Source organism: Desulfopila sp. IMCC35006 (assembly GCF_005116645.1).
Classification (GTDB): Bacteria; Desulfobacterota; Desulfobulbia; order Desulfobulbales; family Desulfocapsaceae; genus Desulforhopalus_A.
In genome coordinates this window covers 193,757-216,895 of the sequence record NZ_SWCM01000004.1, presented here as the reverse complement: position 1 = coordinate 216,895, position 23,139 = coordinate 193,757, and the positions used below count along the sequence as shown (strand labels likewise).

The window sequence follows — 23,139 nt, the reverse complement described above, 5'->3', positions numbered from 1 at the left end:
CGTGACTAACGAATCATATGACATGTGCATAGACCTGATGTGCACCTTCCCAGATCATAGTTCCCGCTATATAAAATATAACGACTATTCCGATGTAAGCGATCCAATGGTATCGCTTCAGCAGATCAGCTATAAGGGTTGATGCCAGCCCCATAAGAGCAACCGACAGCGCCAGGCCCACCACCAACACCCAGAGGTGATGCCGGGCCGCGCCTGCGACAGCAAGCACATTATCTAAAGACATTGACAGGTCGGCTACCACTATCTGAGACACTGCCGCACCAAAGGTTTTGGAAGGAGTATCTGCACTGTCGGATAGAGTTTCCTGTCCCGGTTCTTCGCTGAAACATCTGATTTCACGCCATAATTTCCATCCTACCCAGAGCAGAAGCAGCCCGCCTGCCAGCATCAGACCAATTATCTGAAGTAATTCAACTGCGCCAAAAGAAAATATTATCCGCAGCACAGCGGCCAGAACTATGCCCATGATAATAACTTTTTTTCGTGAATGCCTTGGCACAGATGCCGCAACCAATCCAACGACTATTGCATTATCTCCAGCCAGAGCGAGATCGGCCATCAGCACCTGCAGCAGTGCATACATTTCAGACGGTGAAAACATAGTGTAATTTATTTCCTGATTATGATTACCACAAAACCTCAGCTATAGGGGGAGAAGAGGTGAGCTTTGCACGGGACGCCATAAACCCATCCCTGGGGGCTTGACCGCAGCCATCCGGGTGCGGAACACTCATGCAACGAGCATCTTGTATCCCTCTGAGAGGCGCTTATTGAAGCCAAGCTTCTGTGTCTGGAAGAGGAGGAGCTCCATGGCGAAATGCATTTTGCCTGCAGGCATGAGCACGCTATAAACGATCAAAACTACAGCCTCTGCTTATTACAGGTTTTCGTTCTCACGCGCGATACAATTATTCATTCCGCCATTGAAGCTTAAGGAGGCTCCTCCTTGGATGTTCTGGCCATAAACTGCAATCTGGAAGATCCTTTTTCCACGTTGGCACAGCCAGTTGGTCGGAGAAGGGGGAGCGCAATGCCCCATGACTTAACCCCAAAACGAAAGCGTACAGCTCAGATCGGGATTGAGCGGGGCAGATATTGGCAGATCTGGATATTACATAGTACTTTTCTCCTTGGCGATCGACCTGTGCTGATTTTAATGGGATTTGTCGATATCCAGGATATTTTTATGCTCTTTTTTTAATTTTTTAGCAGCTCTTTTTTCTTTTATTGACATCGCCGCTTTTTTCTTTCCTTCCCTGTTGCTTCTTTGTTCTTTGTGCATGGTGTTTACTCCCTGTATTGATGTGTGTTCCGTGGAGATCGATCATGCCGGTTCGGGGTGCCTGAATACAATCGATTCTGAACCGAATCAGCTTAACAACACCCTGAGATAACATTAAAAGAATATGATGGTCTCGGGAACGATGATAGAGTAATCACCGCCGTTTTCGTTATCAATTAGTCACAAAAAAAAAATCTGATTACCCTTAATGTTCAGCTACTGAACCAGGATGTGAGCTGTTCGTTTCCCGGGACGCCGTAAACCCATCCCTGGGGGCTTCGCTGCAGCCGTCCATGGCTGCAGAGACCCGAAAAACGAACAGCTCACACCCTTCCATTCCGGCAGGCTGACACAAAAAAATGGCGATTATGGCTCGATTTCCCTGTTGCTGAACAGCAGAAACCTCAAAAACCGGAAGTCAGGAGATATTACCAGGCTGAGACGGAACGAATTGGAGGCCTTCGGGCATGAAGATCCTCCGACGGTGAGTGGGGACAGGCATGAGCAATCAAGATGTCTTATCTTTTGTCGAAGAGATTACTGAAAACAGTCACGAAACAAAGGGATCTCCTGCTGAAGGTACTTTATAAAATCGAAGGGTCCGACAAGGAGCCAATCATGACGCACCGAAAAACCATTAATCCCGCGACCGTTGAGGACGCCCACCTGCTGGTTGCCGTCCTCCCCGCCAATCTCCAGGCTGCCCTGCTTGCCATGCGGGTGGACATGCTCCTTGAAGTCATCATGGATCTGGGGAGACCCGCGGAAGCACGTTTCCCCGATCAGGTTGTCCGGCTGAGCGAGTATCCGGTCAATCATGATGATCTTACGCATACCCTCGGCCTTATTGGCGACTTTACCGATGACAACCGGGCCGGAATTGAACGGACCCTGCATCGGATCTCGGCGATCAGGAACCGTAAGGGGCAGATTATCGGTCTGACCCTGCGCGTGGGGCGGGCTATTTATGGAACCATAGAGATTCTCCGTGACCTGCTCGAAACGGGCAAGAACCTTCTGCTTCTCGGCAGGCCGGGAGTTGGCAAGACAACCAAATTGCGGGAAATGGCCCGGGTACTGGCCGACGATTTCGCCAAGCGTGTTATTGTCATCGACACATCCAATGAGATTGCTGGGGATGGAGATATCCCGCATCCGGGCATCGGCAAGGCCAGGCGTATGCAGGTGCCACGTCCCGACCACCAGCATGCGGTAATGATCGAGGCGGTGGAAAATCATATGCCGGAAGTCATTATTGTTGACGAGATAGGGACCGAATCAGAGGCGGCCGCCGCTCGCACCATAGCCGAGCGTGGGGTGCAGCTCATCGGTACCGCCCATGGCAATAGCCTGGAAAACCTGGTGATGAACCCGATTCTTGCCGATCTGGTCGGTGGGGTGCAGACGGTTATTTTAGGCGACGAGGAAGCTCGGCGACGCGGAACCACCAAGACCGTGAATGAACGCAGGGCTCCGCCGACGTTTGAAATCCTGATCGAGATGGTGGATCGCAACGAAGTTCTGGTACACAGGGATACAGCACAGGCTGTTGATACCATCCTGCGCGGCCTCCTGCCGCACTGCGAATCTCGAAAATGTGGTGAAAAAGGCGACATAGAAATTGTAGAACACCAAGAAGAACCAGCCCCCTCGACCATACAGCCGCCTGTGGTAAAAAACAGGAATGCTCTTACCGCCGGGCCTCCCCGGATTCACCTCCACCGAGTCAACCGGGATCTGGTCGAGCGGGTGACCCGAGACCTTGGCCTGAACCTGCGCATAGGCGTCAAGGCGGAAAAGGCCGATTTGATTCTCGCTTTACGTTCCCGCAATCACGATCCAGCTTTCAAGCGTCTCTCGCAGTCGACGGCGGCATCGGTCCATCTGCTGAAGAGAAATACCACGTCCGAGATCCGGCGCCTGCTGGTGCGACTGTTCAACTTCGTGCCCGGAATCGATCAACAGGATATAGAGCAGGCACTCCAGGAAACCAGGGCGGCAATGCAGCGCGTCATGGACGAGGGCCTTGAGGTCGCTCTTACCCCCCGGCGCCCGGCACTGCGCAAGGTTCAGCACCGTCTGATTTCAAGCTGTGGACTTGAATCGACCAGCGTCGGGATGGAGCCCACGCGTCATCTGGTCGTGTACCCGCCACCCCAGGAACCTTCCCACAGGTCAGGAAATTTTTTCGATAAAAAGGGCCCCCGCCGGGAAGGTTGAGACAGGAGTAAGCTGGGTCCTTCCTGCGTGCATTGAACAACAAAGTTCGCTTATGGAAGACCTGGACCCTGTATATATTATCCGTGACCCTGCAGATAAAAAGATCGGTCTTGGGGGCAGTGGCCTCGATATAACCAGTTTTATCAGTCAGGTTGTCGATATTGACGAACCCGGCATTGAAACAATTTTGTTCAGCAGTAATGGCAATATTGAAGGGCACAAGGATCGGAACTATGTGATTCACAACAGCAAGGTTCGCGGTGATGAAAAGAAATTTATCATTTTTGATCTTCTCGATCAAAAATTGATTATCTGACCGGACTTGCAAATCGACGGGAAATGTATCGAGTGATGCAGGCGGAAATCGCCAGGGTCAGCCGGTATGGAGGCAATCTTTCGCTGATCATGTTTGATTATGATAACTTCAAGAGCATCAACGATACCCATGGGCATGAGGCCGGCGACTTGATTCTGCAGTATGGCACAAGCTTATTGCTGGAAGTTCTTCGTCAGGAAGACACTTTTGGGCGCTGGGGGGCGAGGAGTTCATGCTCATCCAGCCTGGTAACAGCCGGGAGGGGGGTTTTCGCAGCGCAGAAAGGCTGAGGTTGATCATAGAACAGCATCCTTTGCAGTATAAAACGGTGACGATAGGGGCGACCATCAGCCTTGGTGTTGCCCTGTACCATCCGGGCGAGTCTCTTGATGATCTTATCTCTCGTGTTGATTCGAGTCTTTATCACGCGAAAAGACAAGGTAAAAACCAGGTCGGCTCCCTGTCGATTCGATAAACGAAGACGTCAGGAATGGCCGATTGGCTTGATATCCTTTTTATTGCAACGAATGCAGGCCAATCATATTTCCTTCTGTGTCAATGACCAAGGCTATAAAGCCATACTGGCCGATAGATATTTTCTCCCTCTGCATCTGGCCGCCGGCCTTGACTGCTTTTGCTGCCTCGACGGCACAATCGGTGCAGCTGAAGTAGACCAGTACGCTGTTGCTGCCTGAGGTGAATCCCGGCATGCTGACCAGTGCGCCTGAAGCACCGTAACTTTCAAAATCCATAGGAAAAGCCCATAACTCCATCCCGGGCTCCAACCCCGGATTTTCAAGCTTTGCCAGCTCAATGCCAAAAACCTCCTGATAGAACGCTTTGGCGCGATGCATATCCTGAACGTAAATTTCAAACCAGCCTGCTGGATTGCTCATATGCTGTATCCTCCCAACCTAACGCAGGTTCGGTGCTTCACTTCTTGTTTTTTCAACCCCATCTGGCGAAAACTTTTCACCCACTCTGTGGGAGCAACCTGGTCTCAAAACCTGAAAATAACAGCTGTAATAAACGGATGTACTGAAGGCAGGCAGATCAGTCGGCAGTCTTGTCGACTAATCTTATCTGCAGTATGACCGGGGCCGGCCCCTGCACTTTCACCGTGTCGGCTGTACGTACTTTGGCGTCATTTCCATTCTGATTCTCACTTTTTTCTGCTGGACCGCCAGGGAGTAGTTGCTGATCGTGAATTCGGGCTTTGTTCTGGTCTGGCTGCGGGGGATTGGCTGCCCACACAAAATCGCTCTGCAGGTACAACACGGCTGCCAGGGCCGCCCCAAGTAACAGTTGGTATTTCATGACAGGCTCCTCATCTCGAAAAATTGATTATCTCGCATACGTGCCTGCACTGCACTGGTCAACGGCAGTGAACTATCTCCAGTGCAGTACCTTACGGACAATTTTCTCTGCCTTTGGTAAAATGATAATCAGTCTCAAGATACTTGCTATCCCTTGGGAGGATATTATTGAGGGAAAATGATGATTGCTTTTTTGCTCCGTCAGTCGATGGCATAAGATGACAGTTATTTTACCGTAAGCCGATTCTTACCGTTTTCTTTACTCGTAAACAGGCACTTGTCAGCCTCCGCCAAGAGATGGTGCATGTCGCTTGCATCATCAGGATATGTGGCAAGACCGAAAGAGGCGGTGAGCTTTAGGTTGAGACCTTTTCCTTGCATAAAAATAGTATTGCGAATGCCCAGGCACATTTGCTTTGCTTTGATGTGTGCAACATCCTTGCCTTGACCAGGGAGGATGATCACGTATTCATCTCCACCATAGCGGACAATGCGATCCTCCGGCCCAAGTTGCTGATAAACCGCCTGGGCGATTTCTCGCAACACTTCGGTGCCGACTAAATGGCCGTGGGTATCAACTACGTTCTTAAAGTTGTCCATGTCGAAAAAAACCAGCGACAACTCCCTTTCTTCGTGTTGTGCCGGTTCCAGAAAGCGCTCGAGGAAGCTGTGCAGAAAACGGGTATTGTGAAAGCCTGAAACATCATCTGAAAGGCTTGCAGTCTCCAAACGGGAATTCGCTTCTTCCAGGATTTTCTGGTATGCAACCAGATCACTTTTTAGTTGCTCCTGTTCCTCTATATACATACGAAGTTCCAACTGATTCATCACCTGGCGCGCCAGAGCACGAAGAGATTCTACCTGCAGTTCATTTAAACTACGGGGGGTCTGGTCAATAACGCAAAGGGTCCCCAGTGCCGCACCTTTTGCGGTGACAAGGGGCGAACCTGCATAGAATCTTATCTTCTCTTCCCCAGTGACCAGTGGATTATCGAAAAAGCGAGCATCCTCAAGGGTGTCCGGCACGACGAGAACATCCTTCTCGAGGATTGCATGAGCACAAAAAGAGATGTTACGCGGAGTTTCTGTAGCGCTAAGGCCGAATTTTGATTTGAACCACTGACGTTCACTGTCGACCAGACTGATCAGGGCAATAGGCGTACCGCTTATCTGGGATGCCAACCGGGTAATGTCGTCAAACGAAAGCTCTGGGAGAGTGTCGAGGATATTGTAGCTATGCAATACCTTCAAGCGTTCTGCCTCGTTTTCTGGGAGGGGTGCTTTCTTCATATTTTTAAGATCCTTTTCGTCGAACGTTAAACCTCCACATGAAGCTGGTAAGCGCGATCCGCTGGGATGACGTGTTCCTTGCGTAGTTGACAGCCATTGTTTCTTTATCTGGCAAATAATAAGAATTCTTTTTCTGTTTGCTTTACAATCGAGGTGAATTTCAGCCAAAGATTGTTAAAAGAACGAGTTCATAATCTGCATCGATGTGTTGTTTGCTGGGTGGTGGAATTGGAAATGTTCAATTGATATTGGTAGCCATGAACGATCAAGGATGTCCCGAAGGTCGTAAACTGCTCACCTCTTCTCGTCCGGCATCCTCCATCCGCCGCCAAGTGCTTTAAAAAGATCGACAGAACCATTCAGGCGATAGAGCTTGGCCGTAACCATTGCAAGTCTTGCCTCCTGGCAGGATCTCCGCATGGAGAGGATCTCGCCATAGTTTGCAAATCCCAAAGAAAACCGCTGGCTGATAAGATTCAAGGCCGCGGTCGTTGCCCCTTCTTTTTTGTGAAGTTCCGTCTCAAATATCTGCAGGTTTCTCTGGGAAGAGAGGGCGTCGCGCACTTCTTTAAAGGCCGTCTGCACGCCTGCCTTGTAGCGGGCAAGCTGTTCCTGGTTTTTGGCAAGGGCGAGGTCAACGCCGCTTCCGGTCCGGCCGAAATCGGCGAGAGGCCCGACGATACTTCCTCCCAGCGCCCAGGTGCGGACCGAGCCTTTGTAGATGTTGTCGATATCAAGGCTGGTTACTCCGAGCAGCCCGACAAGAGAAATGGTCGGGAAATAGGCGGCACGGGCGTAGCCGACATTGAAATTACTGGCGATAAGCATCTGTTCCAGGGCGGCAAGATCGGGACGACGCAGGAGCAGGTCTGAAGGAAGATCGCCTGGCGTAATCGGCGGTATTGGCAGAGAATCTAGATTTTTTCCCCGGCCCTGTGTTGCCGCCAATATCTGTTGCGGTGATCGGCCAAGAAGGGTTGCAAGTGCGCCCTCAGCCCTTTCCAGCTGGTCGGATATTTTGGGCAGTTCCGCCGTTCGCGCCGCCAGTTGTGCCTCTGCAATCCGGAGGGAAATCTCCGGTGTCGCCCCCGCCTCGAATTGCTGTGCCGCCAGCTGGTGCATTTCCTCCTCGGTGTCAACCAGCTCCTGCATGACGCGAAGACTGTTCTCAAGGGCAAGAATATTGAAGTAGAGCTGCGCGGTTGCCGCACTGACGGAGAGCCGTACGGCATCCCGATAGTATGACTGGCCGCGATAGAGTGCCGAGGCGGCTTGTTGTGCACTGGCCTGTTTGCCCCAGAGATCGATTTCATAGGTCAGGAGACCGCCGGTAAAACCGTTGTTGCCGGGGGTATTCGAGAAGAGTGGATTTTCGCCAAAATCGATCTGTGAACGTGTGTGCAGGCCGAGAAGACCGACCAACGGCAGGCGGTTGGCGGTGGCGTAGTCATACTGAGCCTTCGTCTGCATGAGTCTTGCCGAGGCAACGGCGACGTCACTGTTGCCGTCGAGCGCTTCATTGATTAATTTTATGAGTGTCGGGTCCTGATAGCTTTGCCACCACTGTTGTGTTGCGGTCTCTTTTTCACGTTGTGCTGCCTCGGAGGACGGCCATCTGTCGGGCATCGCAAAGGCCGGTCGGTGGTATTCCGGCGCAAGCCAGGTGCAGCCAGAAAGACCGAGGGACAGGATGAGAATGCAGAAAGGCAGGGATTTCATTGGCTGCTCCCGGAAGTACCAGCTATGGGTGTTTCCTTGATTTTGAACCATAAAACATAGAGTGAAGGCAGGAAAATCAGCGTAAGCACGGTGGCAACCGCGAGCCCGCCCATGATGGCATAGGCCATAGGCCCCCAGAAAACGGTTGGGGCAATGGGCACCATGCCGAAAATCGCAGCAAATGCCGTCAGCATGATCGGGCGAAATCGCAGGCAGGTCGCATCGGCAACCGCATCCCAGTCCGTTTGCCCTGCCTGTTTCTCCATTTCTATCTGGTGGACGAGGATAACCGAGTTCCTGATGATCATGCCGATGAGCGCCACGACACCCAGCAGGGCTACAAAACCGAGCGGCTGGCGGGTTATCAGCAACGCGAGTACCACCCCGATCACACCGAGCGGTGCGACACTCAACACCAGCACCAGGTGCTTGAAATTTTCCAGCTGGATCATCAGGATCGCCATCATGAGAAGCAGCATCACCGGCATGATGACCATGACCGAGGTCTGGGACTCAGCACTTTCCTCAACAGTGCCGCCGACCACTATCCGGTAGCCGGGCGGCAGGGCCCGGTTCAGTTGCTCCACCTTCACTTGCAGTTCGTTGACGACGGTCGCCGGCAGGATATTATTGGTGACATCGGCCTGGACGGTAAGGGTCGGAACCCGGTCCCGGCGCCAGATCAGAGGAAAATCCTGACCATACTCAATTTTCGCCACGACATTTAAAGGCACCGATTTTCCGGACGGCAGTTGGATGCTCAGGGACCGCAGGTCGTCAATCGATGTCCTCTCCGCGGTCTTGCCCCGCAGCACCACGTCCACCAGGTAGATGTCGTCGCGAATCTGTGTCGCTGCCACCCCGGATACGCTGGTATATATCGCCTGGGCAATAGCCGCGGTGGTCAGGCCAAGCCGTTTGGCCTCCTCCTGCATGATGTGAATCCGCAGGGCGCGATTCGATTCCCCCCAGTTAAAGTTGATCTTGCGCAGATGGGGCGAGTTCCCCATAATATTTGCCAGTTTTTGTGCCTGTTGTTTGACGATGACCGGATCGACACCGCTTACCCGATATTGTACTGGCCAGCCGACCGGCGGGCCAAGTTCCAGCGCAAACAGTCCCGCGACGACCTCTGGCACCTGGTTGGCAAGCTTTTCCTCAAGGCTCCGGCGCACCCGCTCCCGGGCGGCAATGCCTTTGGTTACCACCACCGTCTGGGTGAAAAACTTGTTTTTCAGCTGTTCATCAAGGGGCAGATAGAAACGGATCGCCCCTCGGCCGATGTAGGAACTCCACTGCAGGATGTCGGGGTCGTTTTGCAGCAGGGCGTCGAGTTTTCTGGAAACCACGTTCGTCGCCTCGATGGATGAGCTCTGCCGCAGGGTCATATTCACGAGGAGCTCTGGACGTTCCGAGGAGGGGAAGAACTGCTCGGGTACCAGGGGCAGAGCGGCAAGGGCGAGAAGAAAGGCCGCAACGGTGAGCAGGATGGTGACTTTTGCATGGCGCATGGAAAAAAGAAGAAGAGAGTGAAAGGCTGCGGCAATCCTGCCGACCGGTTTTTTCCCGTGGGCATGATGACCGTTTTCTTTAAGCATCTTGACGCCTATCAGTGGCGCAAAGATCACCGCCACCAGCCATGAGACAATGAGGGCCATTGCGACCACCGCGAACAGGGAAAAAGTGTATTCTCCTGCGTCGCTTTTGGCAAAGCCGATCGGCACGAAGCCGAGGATGGTGGCAAGCGTCCCCGTCAGCATCGGGAAGGCGGTGGAGGTATAGGCGAAGGTCGCCGCGTTGACTTTTGTCCACCCCTCTTCAAGTTTAGTTACCATGCTTTCTACTGTTATCATCGCATCGTCGACAAGGAGCCCCAGAGCGATGATCAACGCACCGAGCGAGACGCGCTGCAGATCGATACCCCAATAACGCATGGCGATAAACACCACGGCGAGAACCAGCGGTATGGAAAGTGCGACGACAGTGCCGGCGCGCAGGCCGAGGCTGATGAAACTGATACCGAGCACGATCGCAATCGCCTCGACCAGGGCGTGCATGAAATCGTTGACCGCCTCGCGCACCACCTGTGGTTGGTTGGCAACCAGGTGCGCTTCGACCCCGATTGGCAGACCCGCCTGCAGGCTCGCCATTTTCGCTGCGATATTTTTTTCGAGGGCCAGGACATCGCCGCCCTTGCTCATGGCGATGGCAAGACCGACGGCGTCCTGGCCGTTGACCCGAAAGATCGGCTGCGGTGGATCTGCATAGCCGTGGCGGATAGTGGTGATATCACCAAGGCGGATATTTTTGTCGCGGGCGTAGATGGTAACTTCCGCGAGATCCCCGGCCGACAGAAACTTGCCGGTAGGTTCGACGACAAGCCGTTCCCTGCCGGTATCGACTATGCCGGATGGCGTAATATTATTCCGGCTCTGCAGGGCTGCGACAATGGCCCGGTGATCGATGCCGAGTTTGGCCAGCTGCTGCGAGGAAAATTCGACAAAGATTTTCTCGTCCTGAGCCCCGAGCGTCTCGATTTTGGCAACATCGGGCACGTGCAGCAGCTCGTCGCGCACCGTCTCAACGATGTCTTTCAGTTCCCGGTGGGTGGAGCCATTGGCGGTAAAACCATAGATGATTCCGAAGGTTTCACCGAACTCGTCGTCGAAGAAGGGACCGATGGTGCCGCTGGGCAACTCGTGCCGGATGTCGCCTATCTTTTTACGCACCTGGTACCAGATATCAGGGACCTGCTTTTTATCGGTACTGGTCTTCAGGTCGACAAAGATGGTTGTTTCGCCGGCCAGGGTATAGCTCTTGATGTAGTCAAGGGACGGCGTTTCCTGCAATTTTTTCTCCAGACGGTCGGTTAGCTGATGGATGGTTTCAGCAACCGTTGCCCCGGGAAGGTATGCCTGTACCACCATGGTCTTGATGGTGAATTCCGGGTCTTCATTACGGCCGAGATGGATATAGGCGTCGACTCCGAGGACCATAACGAGGATCATGAAAAAAGTGACGAGGGCGCGATGCTTGATAGCCCACTCGGAGAGATTAATGCTTTTCATGCCCCTCAACCAGAATTGCAACTTTCTGACCCTGGTGCAGGGCCTGGACACCGGCTGTCACCACCATCTCGCCCGGCTGGAGGCCGTCTGACACGAGCACCCCGTCTGTGGTGTAGCCGGCTGTTTCTATCGGCCTGAGCTCTACTGTACTGTCCTGGCTGGACACGACCCAGACTGCGGCTTTGTCCGCTGATGCAGTCAGGGCTGCGGCCGGGATCTGAATTGTCTCAGCGCTGGCAAGAGAAATATGTCCGAAAACGGTGGCACCGAGCAGCATCTGCTTCAGTGGCTGGTCAATTCTTGCCTTTGTCAGGTATGTCCGGGTGGTCGGATCCGTGTCGGGGGCGATCTCATAGACTGTCGCCTCTGTGCATTCATTCCGGCCCTCATCGAGGCATACCTGGATGGTCCGCCCGGGGGTCAGCCCTTTTATGAGAATATCCGCAGGCATGTCGAAGAGTGTGTCAAGGGTTCTGTTGTCTGCCAGGCGCAGGACCGGGTGTCCGGCGGCAGCCATCTCGCCGGGTTCGGCGAAGGTATCGGTTACGATGCCGGCTGTCGGCGCATAAAGGGCAGTATAGCCAAGTTGTTCTCTGGCGCTGCGCAGCTTCGCCTCGCTCGCTTGCACCATGGCGCGCGCCGATTTCAGCTGTCGGCTCGCTTCTTCATATTCGTTTTGGGATACTGCCCTGGTTTTAAAGAGCAGTGCCGCCCGCTTTTCAACGCTCTCCGCCTGCTCAAGCGCGGCCTTGGCAGCCGTCTGTTCGGCATCGGCGGCGGTGAAGGTGTTCTTTTCGATGTCATCGTTCACCCGGGCCAGCAGCTGGCCGGCCACAACGGTGCTGCCGACAGAGACATACCTTTGCGTCAGTCTCCCGGATATCTTGAAAGAGGCGTTGACATACCTGTGTGCCGTCACCAGCCCAGGGAGAACCTGAACGTCCTCGCGCATCTTGTACGCAACGGTGATGGCGCGGACGGGCCGTATCTCCTCCGCCTCTACAACCGTTTCGTAGCCTGAGAGCAAAAGGAGGACGAGAAGCGAGAGGGTAAGCAGGGGAACAGGTTTTATTGCAACCGGAAGATCAATGATTTGCATAAGATACCTTTTGCCGGGGTTAGTGTTTTGAGCTTTCCAGCATGGTCTCGAGAAAGACCGGGATGACCTTGTCGACGGCGTCCACCCCCGACGCCGTACCTTCGATGGCAAACCCGCACCAGAGCGCTGAGAGCCCAACCGCCATCAGTGATGGGGCGATTCTGGGGGTGAGTCCCTGACCCTTGAATAAGGCCTCTAGGGCGTTTGCCAGTTCGACGTGCCAGCGCCTTTTGTTGTCGTCATAATGGGTCTTGAAGTGGGCATTGTGGTTGGCGTATACCCTGAACTCGAGGAGCAGGTCGGAGAAGATCTTATTGTTTTTCAAAGCCCCCAGCCATTCGGAAATTTTTGCCAGGACCTCGTTTTTCTCGAGTTTTGATGCGGTGGTCACCAGGTTGCTGATAGCCTGGAATTCCCTTTTTGTGTGGAGCTCGACAACCTCCAGCAGCAACTCGTCTTTATTGGTGAAATTGGAATAGAAGGCGCCGAGGGTAAAACCTGCCGCATCGCATATCCGGCGGATTGATGCTTTGTGGATACCTGTCTGGATGATTTCCCGGGCGGCGGCATCAATGAGCTTTTGTCGGGTAATCTGTTGGCTTTCCTGTCGAGTTAATCGTGGCATGACACACCTGTTTTTGACTCAATATATCGAGCGATATTTGAATGTCAATTGATATCTAAGTGTCGTGCAGTGGCGTGGCGGGCCTTTGTCGGCAGGATTTTTATCATTGTTTTTTCACATTTCTTCCACATTGTGATGGTATGAGTGTTTACAGCACAAGAGAAAACCTTGGGGGTTATTTTTTATGTGATTACCACTAAACCTTAGCTATATGGGGATATGAGGTGCCCTGTGCACGGGACGCCATAAACCCATCCCTGGGGGCTTGACCGCAGCCATCCAGGCTGCGGAACACCCGTGCAAAGGGCACCTCATATCTCTCTGGACCTTCCAAGCTGAACTTTAGTGGTAATCACATTTTTTAAGGTTGGAAATTAGATGAAAAATCGTATTCAACGCACATTGGCAGTTTTTCTGGTGCTTCTTTCCTTTTCTGCCGGTTCCGAAATTGCGAAAGATATCCAGGAACTTGATCAGAAGAGGAATCAACTTATCGGCGATATGCTGAATAAAGAGCTGCCCGCCATTCATTTCAACCATAGGGAGATGAACGAATCCCAGTCGACAGAGATCTGCAACCTCTATCTGAAGCAATTGGATTACCAGAAAAGGTTTCTGCTGCGCCGTGATGTAACGGTGCTGCACTCTTTTGCGCGCAAGAGAGCGGACAATCTGGAACATGGAACCAATGTTTTGCCGACAACCGGATACGGTATTATGCGAAAGAGGATAGGTCAGGTTGAAAATATGGTGGCCCGGATATTGTCCGCAGGTTTAACAGACTGGCAGGGATTATTCTCGATCTGCGCAACGATGGCGGCGGTTCGCTGGTCGATGCTGTGAATATCGCCGGGCTGTTCATCAAGTCTGGCCCTGTGGTTCAAGTCAAGGCGAGCAATGGAAAGATTCAGGTTCTGGAAGATGATGACACCCACATCGAATACAGCGGTCCACTTGTTGTTTTAGTTAACAGGTTTTCCGCGTCGGCCTCGGAGATTGTGGCCGCAGCTCTGCAGGACTACAAGCGGGCAATTATCGTCGGTGGCGAACATACCTATGGGAAGGGGACGGTGCAGATCGGCATAAATCTGACGAAAAACCTACGGGCCTCCGTGGTCAGGGAGCTTGGCGATCTCGGAGGATTACAGTTGACCCTTGAGAAGTTCTACCGAATAACCGGTGGTTCCACGCAGTACAAGGGCGTTACACCCGATATTGTCTTGCCGAGGTTATCGCAACATCTGCGATCAGGTGAGAAATATCTCGATCACTCTCTTCCCTGGGATCAGATCGGGCCGGTTGCGTATACCTCATTCTACGGCAAGTCGGTTAAGCTGGACAAGATTCAGGCAATGAGCCAACAGAGGGTAAAGCTTGAACCAGAGTGGCAGACCATCGCGAAAGTGGCAAAAATGGCAGATAAGCGAGGCAGGCAGACCGCCGTCTCCTTGAAGCTGGCAGATATGCGTCAAAGGATGGCAGAGGCTCGCGCAGAAAGAAAAAGCCTCAGAGGCCAGTCTCGAAGCCCCCAAACCGGGCCATATGATGACGAGGCATTGTCGGCTTCGGATGGACCGGATATGGAAAAAGATGCTGTCCTCACCTGGAGAGAAGAACTCGACCAGGATCTCTACGTACAAGAGGCAAAAATATCATTGTCGATATGCAAAGACCATGATACGCAATTATCAATCGCCTTGCGCGGACTTGGGTGTTTTTCTGTATTTTCTTACCGACTCTTGCCTTACTCTGAGAACTCTGGTAATTCTGAGGCGGCAGTAGTGCATCCTGATCTTATCAACCCGTAATTACATCTGGAAAATGAGCAATATTCCTGCAAAAGTGCAAGCGTTTTTAAAGAGTCATGACCTTGCCGCCCTTGAGTTTGAGCCTGGTTCAACACCGACAGCAGAAACAGCAGCCCACCGGATAGGAGTGCCGGTTGGCCAGATAGCAAAATCGATCCTGTTCAAAGGAAAAGATGATACATATCGACTGGTGGTGGCTGCCGGTGACAAGAAAATTAACAACGGCGCGCTGAAACGTGCAACAGGCGCCAAGCACCGGATGGCAAGTGCGGCGGAGACAAAAGAGATGACAGGATTCCTTCCAGGCGGGGTGTGCCCATTCGGCTTGGAAGATACGCCTGTCGCAATTTTGCTTGATGTATCACTCGATGCATATGATACTGTCTACCCGGCGGCTGGTACAGATGCCACCGGCGTCCCTTTGAGTCCTGATTACCTGCTGCGCATCACCGGTGGCGTGAAGGTTGAGGTGACTTGAAAATCTGGTCGCTAGACGGTGTCGAGTTCCTGCACCTGCTTGTCGAGTTCTTTGAGTTCTTCTTCACGGCCCTCTTTTTTTAATTGTTTGCGGAGCAACTCAAGTTCCATGCGAAACTGGGGGATTATCTCATTGCGGAGCTGATCCTGAATACCTTTCTGAGCTTTTTGAAATTCGTCGGCAAACTGCTTTAGACTCTCTTCCAGCCGCTTTACCTCCTGCCTGTCCGGAACCTTGCCAAGTTCATCGGCAAATGCATTGAACTGCGCGGAGAGCTCATCAAGCGTTGCTCCCAGCTGGCGGTCCAGCTGTCCGGCAGAGGTGTCGAGAGACTTTTTGAGTTCCTGCAAAGTCTTGTTCCACTCTTTCTGGGCTGCGCCCGCTTTTTGCTGCAGGTCGCTGAGCATCTCTGCAAAATATCCGTCTCTTGCACTTCCCTGGACAACGCTGCCGTTTTTCAGGACGACGCCACCCGGATGTTCCTGTTCGACAATCACTGCCATCTTCAGTTCTTTCACCGGGGCGTGTCCGATGTAAAATTTCGAGTTTTCCGTCGCCGTATGCTTAAATTCGGGGGCGATCACCACTTCAACCAGGAAGTCGCCCTGCTCGGTGTAGAGGACCTTGGCAACCTGGCCTATTTCATTTTTGCCAAAATAAACAAGATCATGCTTTTTTAAGCCCGATACTTCAGGAAAACGTACCTGGAAGGTGAGAGTATTTTCCGAACATCCCCATACCAGCAGGACGAGAGATATAAAAAGGGTGGTGGTGAATCGATGCATGTGCTGTGGTCTCATATCTTTTCCTTAAATAAGAATCTCTACAAAAGCCTGCTTAGAGGTGCATGCCGACAAGCCAGACTGCAAGCTCATGGGCAACATTTTCTGCCGCCTTATTGAGTGCGGCGGCCGCATCCCTGGCATTGACAGAGGAGGCGGGAACTTGGCTGTGAAATTCCCTTGTCGCGATTACCAGGTTTGTGGCTGTGTCTATCAGGTGGAAACGTATATCGATAACCCCGTCTGAGGTGCTCTCGTTGTGGACATGGTGGCTGAAATCGTAGAGCGTGCTTTCCAGCAGAAAATCGGCAGTTGCTTTTGATGGGGAATTGATGACGGCACCAAAACCTCCGGTTGCCTCAAGGGCATTTTGCAAGAGCAGAGGCAGTAATTTAACCGGTGCGTCACTCCAGCGGCTGTATGCATAGCTGTTTTGTTCATACCGGGTGGTGGAGTACACAATGTCGGTACCGCTGAACGCTCTCGATGCACGCATCGGAGCCAGTTTAATTATGGGCTGGTTTTTTATTCGGGCGGCGGTGGAGCTGCTGCCTTGTTCTCCACCGGGTGAAATGGTATACAAATCGCCTGCAGGGATCTTGTTGAAGCTGCAACTCGCGAGTACACAGCACAGGAGTGCGAGGAGAAGACGTCTATTTTTCATTATATTCCCTTTCTCCAGGTCCAGGTTTTAGAGGCCTGTGTTTAAACAGCAGATCACTTGGGCTGGCTTGTATGGCCTGGGTCGCATGCTGGAGATCTCCGGTCAGAATATCCAGGTCGTACAGCAGCTGATTGAAGAGCTCAAGGCTCTGCCGGACGTCTTGTTGCATTTCGTGACCAACATTTGCATAGTTATGCTCCAGGCTGTCGGCCATTTTTTTAACGCTGTCGGAGGCGTGTGCGACTTTTTCAAAGGCGCTGGAGACCTGCTTTTCCATGACCACACCGCTCTCAACCAAATTCTGTAATCCCGCCATTTGGCCCCTGATATCTTTGACCAGCAGCTTTGTTTCCCCAAGGATGGCGGTAATATTCTCCAGGTTCTCTTTGCTGAGTATCTGGTCAAATTTGATCAGGGTAGAAGCAGATTGCTGGATGAGCTGTTCCAGGGAGCCATATATCTGAGTAAAGGTTGACGGGGTTGCCGGGATGATCGGGATCGAGTCACCCGTTTTTTGCAGCGGTGGGGCATCGTTGCTGCCTCCGCTCAGTTCGATAAAGGCCAGACCGGTTATGCCAAAAGACTTCAGTGTGGCCGTGGTGTCGGTCTTGATGGGGGTTCCGTGCTCGATTTTGAGAAGGATTTCCACCTCTTTTGCATTGTGAGGATTTATCCCCAGCCGCTCGACCGTGCCCACATTTACCCCTCTGTATTTAACCGAAGCATCGGTGCTTAACCCGGCGACAGATTCCGACATATAGACAAGATAGGCGTCATATTCCTGTCTGCCTCCATGTTTTCCCAACCAGTAGGCAAAGCTTATCAGCCCTGCCGTCAGGAGAACCACGAACAGGCCGACAAGGGTATAATTGATTTTACTTTCCATCCCTGCTCCGTATTTGTCCCCGGGGACCGCCAAAGAATTGTCCGACAATAGGGTGGGGGGTTTGCAGAACTTCATGAAGCGTGCCTTCTGCAATGACTTTTTTATCACCCAAGACGGCAAAGCGATCGACAATAGTCCAGATGGTATCGAGATCGTGGGTGACCATCACCACAGTTAAACTGAGAATGTCCCGAAGTTCAATGAGTAGTTTGTCAAAGGCTTCGGCGCCGATAGGATCGAGTCCGGAGGTGGGTTCATCAAGAAACAGTAGCTGAGGGTCCATGGCCAGCGCCCGCGCCAGCGCCGCCCGCTTGGTCATACCGCCGCTGAGTTCAGCGGGATAGAGCGCCGCCGCAGTTGGAGGAAGACCCACCATGCTGATTTTCATCTGGATGAGATCCTCAATCATATCTTCCGGCAGATCAGTGTATTCCCGCAGCTTGATACCGACATTTTGGGCAACCGTGAGTGAAGAATAGAGGGCACCCCCCTGAAAAAGCACGCCCCAATGATGACGCAGGGAAGCGGCGTCTTTGCGGCTGATGGTCATGAGATCGTGACCAAGAAGGGTAATCTTGCCGGACGCAGGGCGCAGCAGCATTATTATCTGTTTGAGCAGGGTCGATTTGCCGGAACCGCTGCCGCCTAAGAGGCCGTATATTTCACCCCGGCGCACAGTCAGGTTGACGCCCTCATGGATCACATTGTCGCCAAAACGGGTAACGAGGTCCGATACTGTGATAATGGTGTCGTTCAAATGCCAAGCTCCGTAAAGAAGACAGAGAAAAGTGCGTCACAGGCAATAACCAGAAAAATTGCGTTGACCACGCTAATCGTGGTGTAGCGTCCTATGCTTTCGGTGTTTTTTGAAACTTGAAATCCGTGAAAACATCCCACCGTCGCAATCAGCCAGGCAAAAAAAGGTCCTTTACCGATACCGACCCAGACATGTTTTACCGTCAGCACGTTTTGCAGGCGGTGGATAAACTCCGGATAGGAGAGGTTGAGGTGGACGTGCGAGATGAACATGCCGGCACCAATGCCAATTATATCGGCAAAGAAAATCATCAGCGGCAGGGCTATTATCAGGGCTATGATACGGGGCAGGACGAGAAAACGATGGGGATCAAAGCCCATGGTGCGCATGGCATCTATCTCTTCGGTTATTTTCATCACCCCCAGCTGGGCCGTATAGGAAGAGCCGGTTCGGCCGGCGACAACTATGGCCGTGATCAGCGGGGAAAGTTCTCTGGTGACCGAAAGCGCGATCATATCGACGATAAAAATATTGGCGCCGAATTTTTCCAGCTGCACTGCGCCCTGGTAGGCGATGACCACGCCTATGAGAAAACTGGTCAGGGTCACGATGGGGAGCGCCCGCACCCCGGCTTCTTCTATATTTTTTACTATCGCGTTGTACCGGATGGAGCGGGGCTGCACGATCGCGTGCAGCAGGTTGACAAAATTTTCCCCGGTAAAGGCGAGAAAGTCGCGTAAATTAGCCAAAAATGCAATAAAGTTCCGGCCTATTCTGTCGAAGGGGGTGACCAGGCGGGAGAAAAACGCCGGTTTGAGCTCGGAGTGTTCGGGGGAATATTTCTGCAGCAGTGCATATAATTTTTCCTGTTCACTGGTGGTACCGACTACCTGAAGGGAGCAATTGTTTTTTTTGAGCAAAGCAGAGGTGCGGATAAAAAGCAGCATACCTGCCGAATCAACACGACCTGTATCGGATACATCCCAAACGATCGAGATATTCCGGCTTGTATTGGCAATTTTATTCAGGGCGTCGGGAGCATCGTGAAGGGTGTCAATCGTCCAGTCTCCCGAGCACCTGAGCCGCAGTGTTTCAGCTTCATCTTTGCTTTGAAGACTTTCAATCGTGGCTTTCTGTAGTCGAGTCGATTGCATTATCTGCCTGTCCGTGATCCTGTCAGCGGTTGAAGCATAGTTGCGCCGGATCAGTAGTGATCCGGCGGGTACTTTACAATATTTTCAGCGAATTATTTCGCTTTAGGTTCAGGTTTCTGTTCCTGGGATGGAGCAGGAGCAGGAGCGGGAGCAGGCTTGGTTTGACTGTCGCTTGTCTGGCCTGCCATTCTGGCGGTAATTTTATGGCTGATCTGCTCTATATACCCCTTATTCCAGGCATAACCGAGGGCTGTCAGCAGCACCAGGAGAAATACCCAGCGTTTCCAGGGCGTTTTCTTCTCGGCAAAGGGATCGACCATGGTCCGTTCGGCGCCTTTGGGTAAAGCCGCCATCTTGGTCAGCGTGGCGCCGAACGGGATGTTGATGCTTGCCTTGGTATTGACTGCCCAGCCGTTGGCGTCAAGAATGGGCCCAAGGTTGCGCTGCCGCAGCTTGAGAAAGGCGATCAGCATGGATGGACCTGAAATGGCAAGGATTATGCCACCAAAAGCCAGGGGCATCTGCCAGAGCGGCAACCCCATGAAACCGCCGATGATCGCGGCGATTGCGGTGCCGATAGCACCCAAGGCCAACCCGATGGCGGCAAAGATACCAGCAAATTTGCCCACATCAAAAGGCGGAGCTGGTTTTGCACCGGCGGCCGCCTTACCTCCCACGTCGGCAATTCCGGCACTGGCGCTGCTGTCCACCGCTTTATCTTTCGCGGCGGCAAATTTTTCAATCTGCTCGCCAATCATCCGGCCAATGCGTTTGTAAGGGGACCAAAACGCCTGGGAGACACTGATCGGATGGTCGATGATCTTGACGATCGTTGCATCCCAGTCATCACCTTTGGCATCGTAAAAAACACCGTTTCGACCGACCATCAGGTTGTCGGAATCACCGCCGGTAAAAGCAGCGGCGATGATCATAGTCTCACTGCTGTTGCGACGCTTACAGTTGCAGTATGCCAGGTATGTCCTGCTCAGACTGGCGAGCGGGCTATGGGTGTCGATACCTGCCACCTTGACGCAAAGTTCGCAGGCCCGGCCATCTATAAACAGCGTACCGGACTGGAAAATGGCCTTGCTGCCCTGGGCATAAAAATCGCGAAAAGCGACAAAGTTATTGAGCAAACGGTAAAGATCCCGGTTAAAGTGCACCAGTTTTTCAACCTTAACAATGGTATCAACCTGTTCTGTCAACAGCAGGTCACGTTCGATAAGTTGTTCCAGTCGTTCCTGCTGGGAGCTCTGCAGGATTGCCTGTATCCGCTCAAGACCCAGCGGCTCGACTTCCGCGCCTGCTTTCTCGGCGCTCCAGGACTCGTAGGCGGCAAAATTGGCTTTGATCTGCTGCCATTGCTCCTCTTCAAGTTGATCGAGTGACCCGAACGATGGAGCGACAATCATCGTGACAAACTGTTTCATGGGGCCAGCCCAGGCCGGATTCAATCCCTCCTTGAGGGGCAGGGGGCGTGCAGCCTGAATATGTGCTAAAGGAAAACGTTCCAGTTCTTCGGTTGCAGCATGCAGATCCTGGCCGGCGATCGCTTCATATGTGACAATCGATGGATTGAGCGGATCTTCGGCTTTCGCGTCAAATGCCGCCAGGCTGCACCGTACAAAGAAATCGTCAATTTTGTTCTTCAGGGTGCTGAAAACGGCGGCGGCATCCATGGTGGTCTCGCCAAATGGCAGGATGTCTGCGTTGCCGGTCGCTTTCGCCCACCACTCTGTATATAATCGCGCTGATTCAAAAAAGAGTTCGATCCGTTCCCGGGAAATACCTGGGAGACCACTGCGGTCTTCGTCACTGCCGACACAGGCCATGATTTCTTCGATAAGAGTTCTGATTTCTTCGTCTTCGGCCGCGTGGACCGGGATGATGCCATCGCCGTTGAAAGCCGAATCCTGAAGCAGCAGGGAAGTGTCGGCAACATCTTCAATGGTGAGAATGTCAGCCTCCGGCTTGCCTCGAAAGCTAAGAAGTTGCCTGGCTGAGGCGAGCAGTTGCTGTCCCTCCGTGGTGCTGTCGTCAATTGCCTGCAGTGGCAGTTCGCTGGAACCAGCCATGAGCGAATCCAGACTGTTGAGTACCGAACAGGTCCAGTTTACTGCAGCCAGAACCTCCTGAACACGCACCCGCCCATCGGAATCGCTGTCGAGCATGGCCAGTGTCCTGGAATCGAATTCCAGCCCATTCACCGGGCAACTGAGTGCAGCCCATAGTTTCTGATCGAGCTCTGACAGATGCTGAAGGTCTTCCGCTCGTTCCAGGCGCACCTGATCAAATCCACCGAGCCGACAGAATCGCCAGCGATGTGCTGTATTGGGGGTATTTTCCATGTAAAGGTCTCCTTTATGTAAAGGTTATAGGCGACGAAGCCGATTTCTCTGCATTTGGCCGAGGTCATAAATCCAGCAAGGATGCGTGACCACCGCAAGGAACTGCTGTTTATCAGATAACACAAATCCGGATGACCGCTATAGTTCAACCCTGGAGGTCCAGAGGGGTATGAAGCGAAATTTTAGCGGGTGTTCCGCAGTCTGGATGGCTGCGATCAAGCTTTCAGGGATGGGTTTATGGCATCCCGTGAAAAGGTTGTCGCATCTCTCCATTGAGCTGAGGTGTACCGGTAAGCATAAAACAAGATACGACACAAAGCGAAAAAATAGTAATCATTCTTTGTTGGTATTTCTAGCCTTTTGGTGGTGTTGAAACAATTAATTCCTGATCAACCGATATGGTGAGAAATTTAAAAGTCATACATGGATTGACAAGCAATGCAGGGCGTGTATTTCGCACATCATAAACAGGCTTGCGGGGGAGGGTGCTCACTGGATCAAGGTTGCGGCAATGCGGGGGCAGAGATAGCAAATCTCCGCTGTATTTTCCTGAGGAGATTTTTGGGGTCTACTGTACAACGGAGCAAGCGAGACACGCAGGGATGTGGATCGGTTACCCCAGAAGAAGATCTCGTGCGGCATTTATCTTGGCCGTCAGAAATGCAGAGCCTCCGCTGTCTGGATGTACCGCTTTCACTAGCCGCCGCCAGGCCTGATGGATGTCCTCCCGTGAGGCACCTGGTTCCAGCCCCAGTATCTGATAGGCCTCTTTAGGAGTCATAGAATCAAAACCAGATGTGCCGCTCTGCGCATTGAAAGAGTCGTGGTCATAATGTTCCTGCCAGGCGGGGTGGTAGCGGTTGAGAAAAGATTCAAGCAGGGCGGCACTGTCGGCATCGATACGAATTTCCCGATAGAGCGACAAAACCTCCTCCTCGCTCAGCGAAGACAGTCGGGCCCCTTCCATGCTGCCGGACAGCACCCGGCCGTCGATTTCCCCGGTATCATGATCAAGCTCCATTTCAAGGCTTGCGGAGCGGACCGTTGATTTTCGTCCGCTGGAAGAGGGGAGCGGTCGCATCGAACGCATGCGGCGCCACCACGAAAGACCGAGAAACAGCAAAGGTACACCGATCACGCCGCGTCGGAAAATGGTCAGCAGAACTCCGAGCGCCATGACAATAATTGGTCCGGTATTGGTCAGAAATACCGCACTTTTTTGCGCCGGCGAATTGAGAATCAGCCAGAAGGCGACAAGAACGAAGAATAACAGGAGAAAAAAAAGAAATACCATTTAGCTCCTCAT

21 protein-coding genes and 1 pseudogene are annotated in these 23,139 nt (G+C 52.6%); 6 read left to right on the top strand and 16 right to left on the bottom strand.

All coding sequences use genetic code 11. From position 1 onward, the window contains the following. Positions 1 to 13: 13 nt before the first annotated feature. Together FCL47_RS09305 and FCL47_RS25305 are read right to left on the bottom strand one after the other, a co-directional pair. Entirely contained in the window at positions 14 to 622 is a 609-nt protein-coding gene (locus FCL47_RS09305) for a TerC family protein (RefSeq protein ID WP_136813228.1), read from the bottom strand. A 552-nt stretch (positions 623 to 1,174) separates the two neighbouring features. Continuing rightward, positions 1,175 to 1,303, bottom strand: a complete 129-nt coding sequence (locus FCL47_RS25305; protein ID WP_255580664.1) for a hypothetical protein — start codon at positions 1,301 to 1,303, stop codon at positions 1,175 to 1,177. 618 nt (positions 1,304 to 1,921) lie between these two features. On the opposite strand from FCL47_RS25305, the gene FCL47_RS09300 reads away from it, so the two are divergent. The 3 genes and pseudogenes from FCL47_RS09300 to FCL47_RS25605 all read left to right on the top strand — a co-directional run bounded on the left by FCL47_RS09300 (position 1,922) and on the right by FCL47_RS25605 (position 4,314). Further along, positions 1,922 to 3,523 carry a R3H domain-containing nucleic acid-binding protein gene (locus tag FCL47_RS09300; protein WP_136813227.1) on the top strand — a complete coding sequence of 534 codons (1,602 nt, stop codon included), beginning with the start codon at positions 1,922 to 1,924 and terminating at the stop codon, positions 3,521 to 3,523. Positions 3,524 to 3,575: 52 nt separating this feature from the next. Further along, positions 3,576 to 3,839 (top strand): hypothetical protein, encoded by a 264-nt coding sequence (locus FCL47_RS09295; RefSeq protein WP_136813226.1) that lies wholly within the window; start codon positions 3,576 to 3,578, stop codon positions 3,837 to 3,839. Positions 3,840 to 3,862: 23 nt separating this feature from the next. Next, positions 3,863 to 4,314 (top strand): annotated as a pseudogene (locus FCL47_RS25605) (GGDEF domain-containing protein). A gap of 40 nt (positions 4,315 to 4,354) precedes the next feature. On the opposite strand, the gene FCL47_RS09280 reads toward FCL47_RS25605, so the two are convergent. From FCL47_RS09280 to FCL47_RS09250, 7 genes are all read right to left on the bottom strand, one after another. Next, positions 4,355 to 4,735, bottom strand: a complete 381-nt coding sequence (locus FCL47_RS09280; RefSeq protein ID WP_136813223.1) for a VOC family protein — start codon at positions 4,733 to 4,735, stop codon at positions 4,355 to 4,357. Between the two features lie 157 nt (positions 4,736 to 4,892). Next, positions 4,893 to 5,156, bottom strand: coding sequence for a hypothetical protein (locus FCL47_RS09275; RefSeq protein ID WP_136813222.1), 264 nt, complete (start codon positions 5,154 to 5,156; stop codon positions 4,893 to 4,895). 224 nt (positions 5,157 to 5,380) lie between these two features. Continuing rightward, on the bottom strand, positions 5,381 to 6,613 hold the full coding sequence (locus FCL47_RS09270) for a sensor domain-containing diguanylate cyclase (RefSeq protein ID WP_205747266.1): 1,233 nt from the start codon (positions 6,611 to 6,613) through the stop codon (positions 5,381 to 5,383). 126 nt (positions 6,614 to 6,739) lie between these two features. Next, on the bottom strand, positions 6,740 to 8,164 hold the full coding sequence (locus FCL47_RS09265; RefSeq protein WP_167496436.1) for an efflux transporter outer membrane subunit: 1,425 nt from the start codon (positions 8,162 to 8,164) through the stop codon (positions 6,740 to 6,742). After that, complete coding sequence (locus tag FCL47_RS09260; protein WP_136813219.1) at positions 8,161 to 11,232, bottom strand: efflux RND transporter permease subunit; 3,072 nt, start codon at positions 11,230 to 11,232, stop codon at positions 8,161 to 8,163. Before FCL47_RS09260 ends, FCL47_RS09265 begins: the two co-directional genes overlap by 4 nt. Continuing rightward, a complete protein-coding gene (locus FCL47_RS09255) occupies positions 11,219 to 12,331 on the bottom strand; it encodes an efflux RND transporter periplasmic adaptor subunit (RefSeq protein ID WP_136813218.1) in 1,113 nt (370 codons plus the stop codon). Before FCL47_RS09255 ends, FCL47_RS09260 begins: the two co-directional genes overlap by 14 nt. Before the next feature lie 19 nt (positions 12,332 to 12,350). Beyond that, positions 12,351 to 12,956, bottom strand: a complete 606-nt coding sequence (locus FCL47_RS09250) for a TetR/AcrR family transcriptional regulator (protein ID WP_136813217.1) — start codon at positions 12,954 to 12,956, stop codon at positions 12,351 to 12,353. A gap of 378 nt (positions 12,957 to 13,334) precedes the next feature. Here FCL47_RS09250 and FCL47_RS09245 point away from each other — a divergent pair, with 378 nt between their 5' ends. The 3 genes from FCL47_RS09245 to FCL47_RS09235 are packed head-to-tail and all read left to right on the top strand — an operon-like array spanning position 13,335 to position 15,242. Continuing rightward, positions 13,335 to 13,799 (top strand): hypothetical protein, encoded by a 465-nt coding sequence (locus tag FCL47_RS09245; RefSeq protein ID WP_136813216.1) that lies wholly within the window; start codon positions 13,335 to 13,337, stop codon positions 13,797 to 13,799. Next, the gene (locus tag FCL47_RS09240) at positions 13,718 to 14,764 is read left to right on the top strand and encodes a carboxy terminal-processing peptidase (protein ID WP_370459547.1); all 1,047 of its coding nucleotides are present in this window, start codon (positions 13,718 to 13,720) and stop codon (positions 14,762 to 14,764) included. The genes FCL47_RS09245 and FCL47_RS09240 overlap by 82 nt, the downstream gene beginning before the upstream one ends. A gap of 13 nt (positions 14,765 to 14,777) precedes the next feature. After that, on the top strand, positions 14,778 to 15,242 hold the full coding sequence (locus FCL47_RS09235; RefSeq protein WP_136813214.1) for a YbaK/EbsC family protein: 465 nt from the start codon (positions 14,778 to 14,780) through the stop codon (positions 15,240 to 15,242). 11 nt (positions 15,243 to 15,253) lie between these two features. Here FCL47_RS09235 and FCL47_RS09230 read toward each other — a convergent pair whose 3' ends face one another. The 7 genes from FCL47_RS09230 to FCL47_RS09200 all read right to left on the bottom strand — a co-directional run bounded on the left by FCL47_RS09230 (position 15,254) and on the right by FCL47_RS09200 (position 23,127). Beyond that, positions 15,254 to 16,042: a hypothetical protein gene (locus tag FCL47_RS09230; protein ID WP_136813213.1), complete on the bottom strand. Its 789-nt coding sequence runs from the start codon at positions 16,040 to 16,042 to the stop codon at positions 15,254 to 15,256. Between the two features lie 37 nt (positions 16,043 to 16,079). Next, positions 16,080 to 16,688 (bottom strand): ABC-type transport auxiliary lipoprotein family protein, encoded by a 609-nt coding sequence (locus FCL47_RS09225; RefSeq protein WP_136813212.1) that lies wholly within the window; start codon positions 16,686 to 16,688, stop codon positions 16,080 to 16,082. Continuing rightward, positions 16,678 to 17,574, bottom strand: coding sequence for an MlaD family protein (locus tag FCL47_RS09220; protein WP_167496435.1), 897 nt, complete (start codon positions 17,572 to 17,574; stop codon positions 16,678 to 16,680). Before FCL47_RS09220 ends, FCL47_RS09225 begins: the two co-directional genes overlap by 11 nt. Continuing rightward, positions 17,564 to 18,331 (bottom strand): ABC transporter ATP-binding protein, encoded by a 768-nt coding sequence (locus tag FCL47_RS09215; protein ID WP_136813210.1) that lies wholly within the window; start codon positions 18,329 to 18,331, stop codon positions 17,564 to 17,566. The genes FCL47_RS09220 and FCL47_RS09215 overlap by 11 nt, the downstream gene beginning before the upstream one ends. After that, positions 18,328 to 19,485 carry an ABC transporter permease gene (locus tag FCL47_RS09210; RefSeq protein ID WP_136813209.1) on the bottom strand — a complete coding sequence of 386 codons (1,158 nt, stop codon included), beginning with the start codon at positions 19,483 to 19,485 and terminating at the stop codon, positions 18,328 to 18,330. Before FCL47_RS09210 ends, FCL47_RS09215 begins: the two co-directional genes overlap by 4 nt. A 92-nt stretch (positions 19,486 to 19,577) precedes the next feature. Then, positions 19,578 to 21,833: a hypothetical protein gene (locus tag FCL47_RS09205; protein ID WP_136813208.1), complete on the bottom strand. Its 2,256-nt coding sequence runs from the start codon at positions 21,831 to 21,833 to the stop codon at positions 19,578 to 19,580. 613 nt (positions 21,834 to 22,446) lie between these two features. Beyond that, on the bottom strand, positions 22,447 to 23,127 hold the full coding sequence (locus FCL47_RS09200; protein ID WP_136813207.1) for a DnaJ domain-containing protein: 681 nt from the start codon (positions 23,125 to 23,127) through the stop codon (positions 22,447 to 22,449). Between the last annotated feature and the right edge of the window lie 12 nt (positions 23,128 to 23,139).

Bases quoted from the DNA above. Each gene is read 5' to 3' on its own strand.
- FCL47_RS09235 (WP_136813214.1), top strand. From the start codon at position 14,778: ATGAGCAATATTCCTGCAAAAGTGCAAGCGTTTTTAAAGAGTCATGAC.
- FCL47_RS09265 (WP_167496436.1), bottom strand. From the start codon at position 8,164: ATGAAATCCCTGCCTTTCTGCATTCTCATCCTGTCCCTCGGTCTTTCT.
- FCL47_RS09225 (WP_136813212.1), bottom strand. From the start codon at position 16,688: ATGAAAAATAGACGTCTTCTCCTCGCACTCCTGTGCTGTGTACTCGCG.
- FCL47_RS09295 (WP_136813226.1), top strand. From the start codon at position 3,576: ATGGAAGACCTGGACCCTGTATATATTATCCGTGACCCTGCAGATAAA.
- FCL47_RS09200 (WP_136813207.1), bottom strand. From the start codon at position 23,127: ATGGTATTTCTTTTTTTTCTCCTGTTATTCTTCGTTCTTGTCGCCTTC.
- FCL47_RS09275 (WP_136813222.1), bottom strand. From the start codon at position 5,156: ATGAAATACCAACTGTTACTTGGGGCGGCCCTGGCAGCCGTGTTGTAC.
- FCL47_RS09300 (WP_136813227.1), top strand. From the start codon at position 1,922: ATGACGCACCGAAAAACCATTAATCCCGCGACCGTTGAGGACGCCCAC.
- FCL47_RS09280 (WP_136813223.1), bottom strand. From the start codon at position 4,735: ATGAGCAATCCAGCAGGCTGGTTTGAAATTTACGTTCAGGATATGCAT.
- FCL47_RS09220 (WP_167496435.1), bottom strand. From the start codon at position 17,574: ATGGAAAGTAAAATCAATTATACCCTTGTCGGCCTGTTCGTGGTTCTC.
- FCL47_RS09245 (WP_136813216.1), top strand. From the start codon at position 13,335: ATGAAAAATCGTATTCAACGCACATTGGCAGTTTTTCTGGTGCTTCTT.
- FCL47_RS09210 (WP_136813209.1), bottom strand. From the start codon at position 19,485: ATGCAATCGACTCGACTACAGAAAGCCACGATTGAAAGTCTTCAAAGC.
- FCL47_RS09260 (WP_136813219.1), bottom strand. From the start codon at position 11,232: ATGAAAAGCATTAATCTCTCCGAGTGGGCTATCAAGCATCGCGCCCTC.
- FCL47_RS09255 (WP_136813218.1), bottom strand. From the start codon at position 12,331: ATGCAAATCATTGATCTTCCGGTTGCAATAAAACCTGTTCCCCTGCTT.
- FCL47_RS09230 (WP_136813213.1), bottom strand. From the start codon at position 16,042: ATGAGACCACAGCACATGCATCGATTCACCACCACCCTTTTTATATCT.
- FCL47_RS09305 (WP_136813228.1), bottom strand. From the start codon at position 622: ATGTTTTCACCGTCTGAAATGTATGCACTGCTGCAGGTGCTGATGGCC.
- FCL47_RS09250 (WP_136813217.1), bottom strand. From the start codon at position 12,956: ATGCCACGATTAACTCGACAGGAAAGCCAACAGATTACCCGACAAAAG.
- FCL47_RS25305 (WP_255580664.1), bottom strand. From the start codon at position 1,303: ATGCACAAAGAACAAAGAAGCAACAGGGAAGGAAAGAAAAAAGCGGCG.
- FCL47_RS09205 (WP_136813208.1), bottom strand. From the start codon at position 21,833: ATGGAAAATACCCCCAATACAGCACATCGCTGGCGATTCTGTCGGCTC.